Source organism: Enterobacter sp. WCHEn090032 (genome assembly GCF_003986875.1).
Lineage (GTDB): Bacteria > Pseudomonadota > Gammaproteobacteria > Enterobacterales > Enterobacteriaceae > Enterobacter > Enterobacter sichuanensis.
Map to the genome: position 1 here is coordinate 15,452 of NZ_RXRN01000021.1, position 13,340 is coordinate 28,791.

A 13,340-nucleotide genomic window follows, 5' to 3' on the forward strand; every position below is an offset into this window, starting at 1 on the left:
GGGGTAAGGGGAAATGATGAGTACATATAGCCCTTTGATTTCAATTTATATGCCGACATGGAATCGTCAGCAGCTGGCGATCCGCGCAATTAAGTCGGTACTACGTCAGGATTATGAAAACTGGGAACTGATCATCGTGGATGACTGTTCCTCCTCGTATGAACAGCTGCAAAAATTTGTAACTGACCTCAACGATCCGCGGGTGGTCTATACGCACAACGCGATTAACTCCGGTGCCTGCGCGGTGCGTAATCAGGCGATTATGCAGGCCAAAGGGCAGTATCTGACCGGGATCGACGACGATGACGAATGGACACCAAACCGCCTGTCTGTCTTCCTCTCGCACAAAGAACAGCTGGTCACGCACGCATTCCTGTATGCCAACGACTATGTCTGCCAGGGCGAGGTGTACTCGCAGCCGGCCAGTCTTCCGCTGTATCCGAAATCACCGTATTCCCGTCGCCTGTTCTACAAGCGCAACATTATCGGTAATCAGGTCTTTACCTGGGCGTGGCGCTTTAAAGAGTGCCTGTTCGATACCGAACTGAAGGCCGCGCAGGATTACGACATCTTCCTGCGCATGGTGGTGGAGTATGGCGAGCCGTGGAAAGTGGAAGAGGCCACGCAGATCCTGCACATCAACCACGGGGAGATGCAAATCACCTCCTCGCCGAAGAAATTCTCTGGCTACTTCCATTTTTACCGCAAGCACAAGGACAAGTTTGACCGTGCCAGCCGTAAATATCAGCTCTTTACCCTCTATCAGATCCGCAATAAGCGCATGAACTGGCGCACGCTGCTGACGCTGCTTTCCGTACGTAACGGCAAGCGCCTGGCTGATGGACTTCGGGGGAAATAATGTTTCTGGAAGATTGCCGCGCAAACAGCTGGAGCCTGCGCCCGTGCTGCATGGTTCTGGCGTACCGCATCGCCCATTTCTGCTCGGTGTGGCGCAAGAAAAACGTGCTGAACAATCTCTGGGCGGCACCGGTTCTGGTGTTGTACCGCATCATCACGGAATGCTTTTTTGGCTATGAGATTCAGGCTGCTGCCACCATTGGCCGCCGCTTCACCATCCACCACGGCTATGCGGTGGTGATCAACAAGTTTGTGGTCGCCGGGGATGATTTCACCATTCGTCATGCGGTCACCATTGGCAACCGCGGGCCAGACAGCCTGGCCTGCCCGGTCATCGGCAATAACGTTGAGCTGGGCGCGAACGTAGTGATCATTGGTGACATCACGATTGGTAACAACGTCACGATTGGTGCTGGCAGCGTGGTGCTGGACAGCATTCCGGATAACGCGCTGGTGGTGGGAGAAAAAGCCCGCGTGAAGGTGATTAAATGAACATTCTGCAATTTAACGTACGCCTCGCAGAAGGCGGAGCAGCAGGCGTGGCGCTGGATCTGCATCAGCGCGCCCTGCAAAAAGGACTTCAGTCCCGGTTTATTTACGGCTATGGCAAAGGCGGCAAGAAAAGCGTTAGTCACGATAACTTCCCGCAGGTGCAGAAGCACACGCCGCGCCTGACGTCGATTGCCAACATTGCGCTGTTCCGTCTGTTTAACCGCGATCTGTTTGGCAACCTGAATTCCATCTATCGCACGGTGACGCGCACCACCGGCCCGGTTGTTCTCCATTTTCACGTGCTGCACAGCTACTGGCTGAATCTGGAAGAGGTGGTGGCGTTTTGCCAGAAGGTGAAGGCCCACAAGCCTGATACCCGCTTTGTCTGGACGCTGCACGATCACTGGAGCGTGACCGGCCGCTGCGCGTTTACCGACGGCTGTGAAGGCTGGAAAAATAACTGTCAGAAATGCCCGACCCTGAGCAACTACCCGCCGGTGAAAGTGGACCGCGCCCACCAGCTGGTGGAAGGAAAGCGTCAGCTGTTTCGCGACATGCTCTCGCTCGGCTGTACGTTTATCTCCCCGAGCCAGCACGTGGCCGATGCCTTCAACAGCCTGTACGGGGCAGGGCGCTGCCAGATTATCAACAACGGCATCGACGTGGCGACGGAGGCCATTCTTGCCGAACTGACGCCGGTGGCGGAAACCACAGGCAAACCGAAAATCGCTATCGTTGCCCATGACCTGCGCTACGACGGCAAAACCAACCAGCAGCTGGTGCGCGACATGATGGCGCTGGGTGACAAAATTGAACTGCACACCTTCGGCAAATTCTCGCCGTTCGAAGGGGCCAACGTGGTGAACCACGGGTTTGAAACCGACAAACGCAAACTGATGAGCGCGCTGAATGAAATGGATGCGCTGGTGTTCAGCTCCCGCGTGGATAACTATCCGCTGATCCTCTGTGAAGCGCTCTCCATTGGTGTACCGGTACTTGCCACCCACAGCGACGCGGCGCGAGAAGTGCTGGAGAAATCCGGCGGGAAAACCTTCGCGGAACAGGAAATTTTGCCGCTGGTTCAATTGCCGAAGGCGCAGATTGCCCGGACTGTTTTTGGCACTGACCTGGAATCGTTCCGCAACCGCAGCCGCAAGGCGTACAGCGGACAACAGATGCTGGAGGAGTATGTCTCGTTCTATCAGAATCTGTAGTTATCTGCTGCTGCCGCTGATCTACCTGCTGGTCAACGTCAAGATTGCCCAGCTCGGCGAAAGCTTCCCGATAACCATCGTCACCTTCTTGCCCGTTCTGCTTCTGTTGTATGTCGATAAAATCAATCTGAAGAAGCTGATGATTGCCTTAGGGTTGGGCACGGGCCTGACGCTGTTTAACTACATCTTTGGCCAGTCGCTGGATGCCAGTAAATACGTCACCTCGACCATGCTGTTTGTTTATATTGTCATTATTATCGGTATGGTCTGGAGTATTCGGTTTAAAACTATTTCTCCGCACAATTATCGGAAAATCCTTAGGTTCTTTTATATTGCCGTTGCGTTAATTGTTATGCTTGCTGCCATGGAGATGGCGCAAATTATTCTCACCGGTGGCAGCAGCCTGATGGAGATAATTTCGAAATATCTCATTTACAGCAACAGCTATGTATTGAACTTCATTAAGTTTGGCGGGAAACGTACCACCGCGCTCTATTTTGAACCGGCTTTTTTTGCTCTGGCATTAATCTCAATTTGGCTCAGCATCAAACAGTTTGGTATCAAAACGCCTAAGACCGATGCTATGATTCTTGCAGGAATTGTTCTGTCTGGATCGTTCTCAGGGGTAATGACATTTATCCTGTTTTACCTGCTGGAGTGGGCGTTCCAGTACCTGAACAAAGAGGCGATTAAGAAAAAACTGCCGCTGGCGATTATCTCCCTGACGGTATTTTTGGTAGGCGTGATATTTGCATTCCCGTACATCTCAGAACGTCTGGGTGACTTGGGAACGGAAGGGTCTTCGTCCTATTATCGCATTATTGGTCCACTGGTGATGGTGGGTTATTCCTTAACCCATATTGATGGCGTAGTAAGATTCGGCTCACTTTACGAATATGTTGCATCATTCGGAATCTTTAACGGTGCGGATGTCGGTAAAACCATAGACAATGGTCTGTATCTGTTAATTATTTATTTTTCGTGGTTCGCCGTACTGTTGACGCTGTGGTATCTGTTTAAAGTTTTCAAAATGATGATTAACGCGTTTGGGGATAACCAGAACTTTCGCGTGCAGCTTTATCTGTTCACACCGGTGTCGCTGTTTTTTACCGGGTCAATATTTAGCCCGGAATATGCGTTCTTAATTGTTTGTCCGTTTATTTTGCGTAAAGCGCTTAATATTACGAATTCATGACGAGGTGGTCTTATGTTTCTTAGCGTCATTACTGTCGCTTTTCGTAATTACGAAGGGGTGGTAAAAACCTGGCGCTCGCTGCGTAACCTGGCGCGCGACCCAAGCCTCACCTTTGAGTGGATTGTGGTCGACGGTGGCTCGAACGATGGCACGGCAGAGTTTCTCGAAAAACTCAACGGTGAGTTCAACTTACGCTACGTCAGCGAGAAAGATAAAGGCATCTACGATGCAATGAACAAAGGCATCAACATGGCGCAAGGGCGCTATGCCATCTTCCTCAATTCCGGTGATGTTTTCCATGACGATGTAGCGCTGTTTGCCCGTCAGCTGGCGCGCCAGAAAGAGGATGCCATGTATATTGGCGACGCGCTGCTCGATTTTGGCGACGGACATAAAATATGCCGGAGCGCGAAGCCAGGCTGGTATATCTACCACAGCTTGCCAGCCAGCCATCAGGCCATTTTCTTCCCGGTTAAGGGTCTGAAAAAACAGCCTTACGATTTGCAATATAAAGTCTCTTCGGATTATGCGCTGGCCGCCAGTCTGTATAAATCCGGCTACCCGTTCCGTCGCCTGAAAGGTCTGGTGTCGGAATTTTCAATGGGCGGCGTGTCAACGTCTAATAATCTGGAATTGTGCCAGGATGCCAAAAACGTGCAGCGTAAAATATTACGCGTGCCGGGGTTCTGGGCGGAATTATCTTATTTATTACGCCTGCGTACGACAGGTAAAACGAAAACCTTATATAACAAAGCCTGAATATAAGGAAACGCTATGCAGGATCTGAGCGGTTTCTCCGTGCCGAAAGGTTTTCGGGGCGGGAGCGGTATTAAAGTGCAACTGTGGTGGGCCGTTCAGGCAACGTTATTTGCCTGGTCACCGCAAATATTGTACCGCTGGCGAGCATTTTTATTGCGCCTGTTTGGCGCAAAAATCGGAAAAAACGTAGTCATTCGGCCTTCGGTAAAAATTACCTACCCCTGGAAATTAACGCTCGGGGATTACGCATGGGTAGGGGATGACGCGGTGTTATATACCCTGGGCGAGATTACGATTGGCGCGCATTCGGTGGTGTCACAGAAATGTTATTTGTGCACCGGCAGCCATGACTTTATGAGTCAGCATTTTGATATTACCGCTTCGCCTGTTGTGATTGGCGAAAAATGCTGGCTGGCAACGGATGTTTTTGTTGCACCGGGTGTTTCTGTTGGTGATGGCACGGTAGTCGGTGCCCGCAGCAGCGTTTTTAAATCGCTACCGGCAAATACAGTTTGCCGTGGCAACCCCGCAGTGGTGATACGCGAACGCGTTGAAACTGAAAAACTTTGATAAGTACAGAGGAATATAAACATGTCTAAAGTCGCTCTCATCACCGGCGTTACCGGGCAGGATGGTTCTTACCTGGCAGAGTTACTGCTGGAAAAAGGTTATGAAGTACACGGTATTAAACGTCGTGCATCTTCTTTCAACACCGAACGTGTCGATCATATTTACCAGGATCCGCACGCGGCGAACCCGAAATTCCACCTGCACTACGGCGACCTGACCGATACCTCCAACCTGACCCGTATCCTGCAGGAAGTGCAGCCGGATGAAGTCTACAACCTGGGCGCGATGAGCCACGTTGCGGTCTCCTTCGAATCCCCGGAATACACCGCTGACGTGGACGCCATGGGTACCCTGCGTCTGCTGGAAGCCATTCGCTTCCTGGGTCTGGAGAAGAAAACCCGTTTCTACCAGGCATCCACCTCTGAGCTGTACGGCCTGGTGCAGGAAATCCCGCAGAAAGAGACCACGCCGTTCTACCCACGTTCTCCGTACGCGGTAGCAAAACTGTACGCCTACTGGATCACCGTGAACTACCGTGAATCCTACGGCATGTACGCCTGTAACGGCATTCTGTTCAACCACGAATCACCGCGCCGCGGCGAAACCTTCGTGACCCGTAAAATCACCCGCGCTATCGCCAACATCGCGCAGGGTCTGGAATCATGCCTGCACCTCGGCAACATGGACTCCCTGCGTGACTGGGGCCATGCCAAAGACTACGTGAAAATGCAGTGGATGATGCTGCAGCAGGACCAACCGGAAGACTTCGTGATTGCCACCGGCGTGCAGTACTCCGTACGTCAGTTCGTGGAAATGGCTGCCGCGCAGCTGGGTATCAAACTGCGCTTTGAAGGTACCGGCGTGGAAGAGAAGGGCATCGTGGTGTCCGTGACCGGTCACGACGCGCCGGGCGTGAAGCCAGGCGACGTAATTGTCCAGGTTGACCCGCGCTACTTCCGTCCTGCTGAAGTGGAAACCCTGCTGGGCGACCCAACCAAAGCGCACGAGAAACTGGGCTGGAAACCAGAAACCACTCTGCAGGAGATGGTCTCTGAGATGGTGGCCAAAGATCTTGAAGCAGCGAAAAAACACTCTCTGCTCAAGTCTCATGGCTACGAGGTTGCCATCGCGCTGGAGTCCTGAGAATGACAAAACAACGTATTTTTGTCGCCGGTCATCGCGGAATGGTGGGTTCCGCGATTGTTCGACAGCTGGAACAGCGCGGTGACGTCGAGGTGATTGTCCGCACGCGTGACGAGCTGAACCTGCTCGACAGCCGTGCGGTACAGGACTTCTTTGCCAGCGAACGCATTGACCAGGTGTATCTGGCGGCGGCGAAGGTGGGTGGCATTGTTGCCAACAACACCTACCCGGCGGATTTCATCTACGAAAACATGATGATTGAGAGCAACATCATTCACGCGGCGCATCTGCACAACGTGAATAAGCTGCTGTTCCTCGGCTCATCCTGTATTTACCCGAAAATGGCGAAGCAGCCGATCGCCGAAAGCGAGCTGCTGCAGGGTACCCTGGAAGCGACCAACGAGCCTTACGCGATTGCCAAGATTGCCGGGATCAAGCTGTGCGAGTCCTACAACCGTCAGTACAACCGTGACTATCGTTCGGTGATGCCGACCAACCTGTACGGACCGCACGACAACTTCCACCCGAGCAACTCGCACGTGATCCCGGCGCTGCTGCGTCGTTTCCACGAGGCGACCGCCGAGAACGCACCGGACGTGGTGGTGTGGGGCAGCGGCACGCCGATGCGGGAATTCCTGCACGTGGACGACATGGCTGCCGCCAGCATTCACGTGATGGAGCTGGATCGCGAAGTGTGGCAGGAGAACACCGAGCCGATGCTGTCGCATATCAACGTGGGCACCGGCGTGGACTGCACCATTCGCGAGCTGGCGCAAACCATCGCGCAGGTGGTGGGCTACAAAGGCCGCGTGGTGTTTGACGCCACCAAGCCGGACGGCACGCCGCGCAAACTGCTGGACGTGACCCGACTGCATCAGCTGGGCTGGTATCACGAGGTGTCACTGGAGCAGGGGCTGGCCAGTACCTACCAGTGGTTCCTGGAAAACCAGCATCGCTTCCGGGGGTAATGATGTTTTTAAGTCAGGAAGATTTTGCCACGGTGGTGCGTTCCACTCCGCTCATCTCAATTGATTTGATCGTGGAAAACGAACGCGGCGAGTTCTTGCTGGGGAAACGAACCAACCGTCCTGCACAGGGCTTCTGGTTCGTGCCCGGCGGGCGCGTGCAGAAGGATGAGACGTTGAGCGATGCGTTTGAGCGTCTCACTCTGGCGGAACTGGGCCTGAAGCTGCCGATGGCAGCGGGCCAGTTTTACGGGGTCTGGCAGCACTTCTATGACGATAACTTTTCAGGTACCGGGTTCTCCACGCACTACATCGTGCTGGGGTTCCGCCTGAAGGTGAGTGAGGCAGACCTGCGTCTGCCTGATTCTCAGCATGACGACTACCGCTGGCAGACGCCAGAGGCGCTGCTGGCGAGCGACAATGTGCACGACAACAGCCGTGCCTATTTCCTTGCCGATCGTCAGTCTGAGGTGCCGGGCTTATGAAAATATTGGTGTATGGAATCAACTACTCGCCGGAGCTGACCGGTATCGGGAAATATACCGGCGAGATGGTCGAGTGGATGGCGAGCCAGGGACATGACGTGCGGGTCATTACCGCGCCGCCGTACTACCCGGAATGGAAAGTGGGGGAGCGCTACTCAAGCTGGCGCTACCGTCGCGAAGAGGGCGCGGCGACCGTCTGGCGCTGTCCGCTGTATGTGCCAAAGCAGCCCTCGACGCTGAAACGGCTGATTCATCTCGGCAGCTTTGCGCTGAGCAGCTTCTTCCCGCTGATGGCGCAGCGTCGCTGGAAGCCGGATCGCATCATCGGCGTGGTGCCGACGCTGTTTTGCACGCCGGGCATGCGCCTGCTGGGCAAACTCTCCGGCGCCCGCACCCTGCTGCACATTCAGGATTATGAAGTCGACGCCATGCTGGGCCTGGGGATGGCAGGCAAAAGCAAAGGCGGCAAGGTGGCGAAGCTCGCCAGCGCGTTTGAGCGCAGCGGCCTGCATAACGTCGATTATGTCTCGACCATTTCGCGCTCAATGATGAACAAGGCGCAGGAGAAGGGCGTCCCGGCCCAGAAGGTGATCTTCTTCCCGAACTGGTCCGAAGTGGCGCGTTTTCGCGACGTGACTGAGCAAGACGCCCAGACGTTACGTGCAGAGCTCGGTTTGCCTGATGATCAAAAAATCATTCTTTACTCAGGCAACATCGGCGAAAAGCAGGGGCTGGAGAACGTGATTGAAGCGGCTCAGCAGCTGAGCCAGCATCCATGGATGTTTGTGATTGTCGGGCAGGGCGGTGGGAAAGCGCGGCTGGAGAAGATGGCGAGCGAGCGCGGCCTGTCCAACGTGAAGTTCTTCCCGCTTCAGTCCTACGAGGCACTGCCTGCGCTGCTGAAGATGGGCGACTGCCATCTGGTGGTGCAAAAACGCGGCGCGGCGGATGCGGTGCTGCCGTCCAAGCTGACCAACATTCTGGCAGTGGGCGGTAACGCAGTGATTACGGCCGAAGCCGAAACCGAATTAGGCCAGCTGTGTGACAGCTACCCGGGGATTGCGGTGTGCGTGGAGCCGGAATCGGTCCCGGCGCTGGTCTCCGGCATTGAACAGGCACTTGCCATGCCAAAAGTAAACACGGTGGCACGTGAATATGCCGAACGCACGCTCGATAAAGAGAACGTGCTGAGCCAATTTATTGCAGATATACGGGGATAAATCATGAGTCAAACCACTTTGTATCCGGTTGTGATGGCTGGTGGCTCTGGTAGCCGGTTGTGGCCGCTGTCCCGCGTGCTCTATCCAAAACAGTTCCTCTGCCTGAAAGGGGATCTCACCATGCTGCAGACGACGGTAAACCGTCTGCAGGGCGTGGAGTGTGAAAGCCCGGTGGTGATTTGTAACGAACAGCACCGTTTTATTGTTGCCGAGCAGCTGCGCCAGCTGAACAAACTCACAGAAAATATCATTCTGGAGCCTGCCGGACGCAACACCGCACCCGCGATCGCCCTGGCGGCGCTGGCGGCAAAACGCAGCAGCCCGGATTGTGATCCGCTGGTGCTGGTGCTGGCGGCAGACCATGTTATTCAGCAGGAAGAGGCCTTCCGCGACGCGGTTCGCGCGGCCATTCCTTACGCGGAAAGCGGCAAACTGGTGACCTTCGGCATCGTGCCGGATCTGCCGGAAACCGGCTATGGCTATATTCGTCGCGGCAACGTAACGCCGGGCGAAGGCGACAGCGTGGCGTTTGACGTGGCGCAGTTCGTTGAGAAACCGAATCTGGAAACCGCGCAGGCCTACGTCGCCAGCGGGGAATATTACTGGAACAGCGGCATGTTCCTGTTCCGCGCCGGTCGCTATCTGGAAGAGTTGCAGAAATACCGTCCGGATATCCTGAGCGCCTGCGAAAAAGCCATGAACGTGGTGGATCCGGATCTCGATTTTATCCGCGTCGATGAAGCGGCTTTCCTCGCCTGCCCGGAAGAGTCTATTGACTACGCGGTGATGGAGCGCACGGCAGACGCCGTGGTGGTGCCGATGGATGCGGGCTGGAGCGATGTGGGCTCCTGGTCCTCTCTGTGGGAGATCAGCGCCCATACCCCGGAGGGTAACGTCCATCACGGTGATGTAATTAGCCACAAAACCGAGAACAGCTACGTCTACGCCGAATCCGGCCTGGTCACTACGGTCGGGGTGAAAGATCTGGTGGTGGTCCAGACGAAAGACGCCGTGCTGATTGCCGACCGTAACGCCGTGCAGGACGTTAAAAAAGTGGTTGAGAAGATCAAGGCGGATGGCCGACACGAGCACCACATCCACCGCGAAGTGTACCGTCCGTGGGGCAAATACGACTCCATCGATGCGGGCGAGCGTTATCAGGTGAAGCGCATCACCGTGAAACCGGGCGAGGGGTTGTCGGTGCAGATGCACCACCACCGCGCGGAGCACTGGGTGGTGGTGGCAGGTACGGCGAAAGTCACCATCGACGGTGAAGTGAAACTGCTGGGCGAAAATGAGTCCATCTATATTCCGCTGGGGGCGACGCACTGTCTGGAGAACCCGGGGAAAATTCCTCTCGACTTAATTGAGGTGCGCTCCGGCTCGTATCTGGAAGAGGACGATATCGTGCGCTTCCAGGACCGCTACGGCCGGGTCTAGCACCGTCTTTAACGCCGGATGGCGCTTCGCTTATCCGGCCTACGAATGAATAAAAACAATTTTGCCTGTTAATCGGGCGGGCCAACTGTTGCCTGAAAAAGGGGTCATCATGGAAAAGTTAACCTGTTTTAAAGCCTACGATATTCGCGGCAAGCTGGGCGAAGAGCTGAATGAAGACATTGCGTGGCGCATTGGCCGCGCGTACGGCGAATATCTGAAGCCAAAAACCATCGTGCTGGGCGGCGACGTGCGTCTGACCAGTGAATCCCTGAAGCTGGCCCTGGCGAAAGGGCTGCAGGACGCGGGGGTGGACGTGCTGGACATCGGCCTGTCCGGGACCGAAGAGATCTATTTTGCCACCTTCCACCTCGGCGTGGACGGCGGGATCGAAGTCACCGCCAGCCATAACCCGATGGATTACAACGGCATGAAGCTGGTACGCAAGGGTGCGCGTCCCATCAGCGGCGACACCGGACTGCGCGACGTGCAGCGTCTGGCGGAAGCTAACGATTTCCCGCCGGTGAACGAGGCGAAGCGCGGTAGCTACAAAAAAATCAACCTGCAGAAAGAGTACATCGACCACCTGCTGGGCTACATCAACGTGGCAAACCTGAAGCCGCTGAAGCTGGTGATTAACTCCGGTAACGGCGCGGCCGGCCCGGTGGTGGATGCCCTGGAAGCCCGCTTTAAAGCGCTTAACGTGCCGGTGACGTTCGTGAAAGTCCACAACACACCGGATGGCAACTTCCCGAACGGTATTCCTAACCCGCTGCTGCCGGAGTGCCGCGACGACACCCGTAACGCGGTCATTGAGCATGGCGCAGATATGGGCATCGCCTTTGACGGCGATTTCGACCGCTGCTTCCTGTTCGACGAGAAAGGCCAGTTCATCGAAGGCTACTACATTGTCGGCCTGCTGGCGGAAGCGTTCCTTGAGAAAAACCCTGGCGCGAAAATCATTCATGACCCGCGTCTGTCCTGGAATACCGTGGACGTGGTCTCTGCCGCAGGCGGCACGCCGGTGATGTCCAAAACCGGCCACGCCTTTATTAAAGAACGCATGCGCGAAGAAGACGCCATCTACGGCGGCGAGATGAGCGCCCACCACTACTTCCGTGATTTCGCCTACTGCGACAGCGGGATGATCCCATGGCTGCTGGTGACCGAGCTACTGTGCCTGAAGGGGAAAACCCTCGGCGAGCTGGTACGCGACCGTATGGCCGCGTTCCCGGCGAGCGGAGAGATCAACAGCAAGCTGGCGCAGCCTGCCGAGGCCATTGCCCGCGTGGAGCAGCACTTTGCCATTCACGCGCTGGAAATTGACCGTACCGACGGCATCAGCATGGCGTTCCCGCAGTGGCGCTTTAACCTGCGCTCGTCCAATACCGAGCCGGTGGTGCGCCTGAACGTGGAATCCCGCGCCGACACCGCGCTGATGGAAGCCCGAACGAAGGACATTCTGGCGCTGTTGAATCAGTAATACGAAACCTTACCCCTCACCCTAACCCTCTCCCCAAAGGGAAGAGGGAACTTGAACACCCTCTCCCCTTTGGGGAGAGGGCCGGGGTGAGGGGGGAAGTGTGGGTTGAATAAAGGAACAACGATGACGAATCTAAAAAAACGCGAACGAGCGAGAACGAATGCATCGTTAATCTCTATGGTGCAGCGTTTTTCTGATATCACCATCATGGTCGGTGGATTGTGGGCGGTGTGTCGGATCAGCGGGCAATCGTTCTTATACATGCATCTGCTGATGGCACTGATTGCGCTGGTTGTGTTTCAGATGATCGGCGGGATGACGGATTTCTATCGTTCGTGGCGTGGCGTCAAAATGACCACCGAACTGATGCTGTTGCTGCAGAACTGGACCTTAAGCCTGATCTTCAGCGCGGGCCTGGTGGCGTTCAGCCATGATTTTGATAATCGTCTGGTGACCTATCTCTGCTGGTATCTGGTGACCAGCGTCGGCATGGTGGTTTGTCGCTCCCTGATCCGCTTCGGCGCGGGCTGGCTGCGTAACCGGGGCTATAACCGTCGCTTCGTTGCCGTAGCAGGGGATTTGCCGGTCGGGCAGGTGCTGCTCGACAGCTTCCGCAAAGAGCCGTGGTTAGGGTTTGAAGTGGTCGGGATTTATCACGACGCGAAGCCGGGCGGCGTGCCTGCGGACTGGGCGGGCAACTACGAACAGCTGATTGACGATGCCAAAGCGGGCAAAATTCACAACGTTTACATCGCCATGCAGATGAAAGACGAATCCCGCATTAAGCAACTGATGCGCGAGCTGGCGGATACCACCTGCTCGGTGATCCTGATCCCGGATGTGTTTACCTTCAACATCCTTCACTCCCGCATTGAAGAGGTGAACGGCGTGCCGGTGGTACCGCTGTACGACACGCCGCTGTCAGGGATTAACCGCGTGCTGAAGCGTCTGGAAGATATCGTGCTCTCTTCACTGATCCTCCTGCTGATCTCCCCGGTGCTGTGCTGCATTGCCCTGGCGGTGAAGCTGAGCTCTCCCGGTCCGGTTATCTTCCGCCAGACCCGCTACGGCATGGACGGTAAGCCCATTATGGTGTGGAAATTCCGCTCCATGAAGGTGATGGAAAACGACAAAGTGGTGACCCAGGCCACGCAGAACGATCCGCGCGTGACCCGCGTGGGGAACTTCCTGCGCCGTACCTCGCTGGATGAACTCCCGCAGTTTATCAACGTCTTTACCGGCGGCATGTCGATTGTCGGACCTCGTCCCCATGCGGTTGCCCACAACGAACAGTACCGCTCGCTGATTGAAGGCTACATGCTGCGCCATAAGGTGAAGCCAGGCATCACCGGTTGGGCGCAGATCAACGGCTGGCGCGGTGAAACCGACACGCTGGAAAAAATGGAAAAACGCATTGAATTCGACCTGGAGTACATCCGTGAGTGGAGCCTCTGGTTTGATATCAAGATCGTTTTTCTGACCATCTTTAAAGGTTTCGTGAACAAAGCGGCGTACTAAG

General features: G+C 55.5%; 13 protein-coding genes. All 13 read left to right on the top strand.

Features of this window, described 5'->3' with window-relative positions; all coding sequences use genetic code 11:
• The first annotated feature begins 16 nt into the window (after nt 1-16).
• Entirely contained in the window at nt 17-859 is an 843-nt protein-coding gene (gene wcaA, locus EKN83_RS16860) for a colanic acid biosynthesis glycosyltransferase WcaA (protein WP_095450370.1), read from the top strand.
• Nucleotides 859-1,350 (top strand): colanic acid biosynthesis acetyltransferase WcaB, encoded by a 492-nt coding sequence (gene wcaB / locus EKN83_RS16865; protein WP_014170825.1) that lies wholly within the window; start codon nt 859-861, stop codon nt 1,348-1,350. Before wcaA ends, wcaB begins: the two co-directional genes overlap by 1 nt.
• Nucleotides 1,347-2,564: a colanic acid biosynthesis glycosyltransferase WcaC gene (gene wcaC / locus EKN83_RS16870; protein WP_126801317.1), complete on the top strand. Its 1,218-nt coding sequence runs from the start codon at nt 1,347-1,349 to the stop codon at nt 2,562-2,564. The genes wcaB and wcaC overlap by 4 nt, the downstream gene beginning before the upstream one ends.
• Nucleotides 2,539-3,759, top strand: coding sequence for a colanic acid polymerase WcaD (wcaD, locus tag EKN83_RS16875; protein WP_025758726.1), 1,221 nt, complete (start codon nt 2,539-2,541; stop codon nt 3,757-3,759). The genes wcaC and wcaD overlap by 26 nt, the downstream gene beginning before the upstream one ends.
• Nucleotides 3,760-3,771: 12 nt before the next feature.
• Nucleotides 3,772-4,518: a colanic acid biosynthesis glycosyltransferase WcaE gene (gene wcaE, locus EKN83_RS16880; RefSeq protein ID WP_025758727.1), complete on the top strand. Its 747-nt coding sequence runs from the start codon at nt 3,772-3,774 to the stop codon at nt 4,516-4,518.
• Nucleotides 4,519-4,533: 15 nt separating this feature from the next.
• The gene (gene wcaF / locus EKN83_RS16885) at nt 4,534-5,088 is read left to right on the top strand and encodes a colanic acid biosynthesis acetyltransferase WcaF (RefSeq protein ID WP_126801318.1); all 555 of its coding nucleotides are present in this window, start codon (nt 4,534-4,536) and stop codon (nt 5,086-5,088) included.
• A gap of 21 nt (nt 5,089-5,109) precedes the next feature.
• Complete coding sequence (gmd, locus tag EKN83_RS16890) at nt 5,110-6,231, top strand: GDP-mannose 4,6-dehydratase (protein WP_095450367.1); 1,122 nt, start codon at nt 5,110-5,112, stop codon at nt 6,229-6,231.
• Between the two features lie 2 nt (nt 6,232-6,233).
• Complete coding sequence (locus tag EKN83_RS16895; protein WP_025758731.1) at nt 6,234-7,199, top strand: GDP-L-fucose synthase family protein; 966 nt, start codon at nt 6,234-6,236, stop codon at nt 7,197-7,199.
• Nucleotides 7,200-7,201: 2 nt separating this feature from the next.
• The gene (locus tag EKN83_RS16900) at nt 7,202-7,681 is read left to right on the top strand and encodes a GDP-mannose mannosyl hydrolase (RefSeq protein WP_126801346.1); all 480 of its coding nucleotides are present in this window, start codon (nt 7,202-7,204) and stop codon (nt 7,679-7,681) included.
• The gene (gene wcaI / locus EKN83_RS16905) at nt 7,678-8,901 is read left to right on the top strand and encodes a colanic acid biosynthesis fucosyltransferase WcaI (protein ID WP_025758734.1); all 1,224 of its coding nucleotides are present in this window, start codon (nt 7,678-7,680) and stop codon (nt 8,899-8,901) included. The genes EKN83_RS16900 and wcaI overlap by 4 nt, the downstream gene beginning before the upstream one ends.
• Nucleotides 8,902-8,904: 3 nt before the next feature.
• Complete coding sequence (gene cpsB / locus EKN83_RS16910) at nt 8,905-10,341, top strand: mannose-1-phosphate guanyltransferase (RefSeq protein ID WP_126801319.1); 1,437 nt, start codon at nt 8,905-8,907, stop codon at nt 10,339-10,341.
• Nucleotides 10,342-10,450: 109 nt separating this feature from the next.
• Nucleotides 10,451-11,821, top strand: coding sequence for a colanic acid biosynthesis phosphomannomutase CpsG (cpsG, locus tag EKN83_RS16915; RefSeq protein WP_045285624.1), 1,371 nt, complete (start codon nt 10,451-10,453; stop codon nt 11,819-11,821).
• Nucleotides 11,822-11,944: 123 nt separating this feature from the next.
• Complete coding sequence (wcaJ, locus tag EKN83_RS16920; RefSeq protein ID WP_025758738.1) at nt 11,945-13,339, top strand: undecaprenyl-phosphate glucose phosphotransferase; 1,395 nt, start codon at nt 11,945-11,947, stop codon at nt 13,337-13,339.
• Nucleotide 13,340: the final 1 nt, after the last annotated feature.

Coding starts and splice junctions, on each gene's coding strand:
- wcaF (WP_126801318.1), top strand. CDS start 4,534: ATGCAGGATCTGAGCGGTTTCTCCGTGCCGAAAGGTTTTCGGGGCGGG.
- cpsB (WP_126801319.1), top strand. CDS start 8,905: ATGAGTCAAACCACTTTGTATCCGGTTGTGATGGCTGGTGGCTCTGGT.
- wcaJ (WP_025758738.1), top strand. CDS start 11,945: ATGACGAATCTAAAAAAACGCGAACGAGCGAGAACGAATGCATCGTTA.
- wcaD (WP_025758726.1), top strand. CDS start 2,539: ATGTCTCGTTCTATCAGAATCTGTAGTTATCTGCTGCTGCCGCTGATC.
- wcaI (WP_025758734.1), top strand. CDS start 7,678: ATGAAAATATTGGTGTATGGAATCAACTACTCGCCGGAGCTGACCGGT.
- wcaA (WP_095450370.1), top strand. CDS start 17: ATGAGTACATATAGCCCTTTGATTTCAATTTATATGCCGACATGGAAT.
- wcaE (WP_025758727.1), top strand. CDS start 3,772: ATGTTTCTTAGCGTCATTACTGTCGCTTTTCGTAATTACGAAGGGGTG.
- gmd (WP_095450367.1), top strand. CDS start 5,110: ATGTCTAAAGTCGCTCTCATCACCGGCGTTACCGGGCAGGATGGTTCT.
- wcaC (WP_126801317.1), top strand. CDS start 1,347: ATGAACATTCTGCAATTTAACGTACGCCTCGCAGAAGGCGGAGCAGCA.
- wcaB (WP_014170825.1), top strand. CDS start 859: ATGTTTCTGGAAGATTGCCGCGCAAACAGCTGGAGCCTGCGCCCGTGC.
- EKN83_RS16895 (WP_025758731.1), top strand. CDS start 6,234: ATGACAAAACAACGTATTTTTGTCGCCGGTCATCGCGGAATGGTGGGT.
- EKN83_RS16900 (WP_126801346.1), top strand. CDS start 7,202: ATGTTTTTAAGTCAGGAAGATTTTGCCACGGTGGTGCGTTCCACTCCG.
- cpsG (WP_045285624.1), top strand. CDS start 10,451: ATGGAAAAGTTAACCTGTTTTAAAGCCTACGATATTCGCGGCAAGCTG.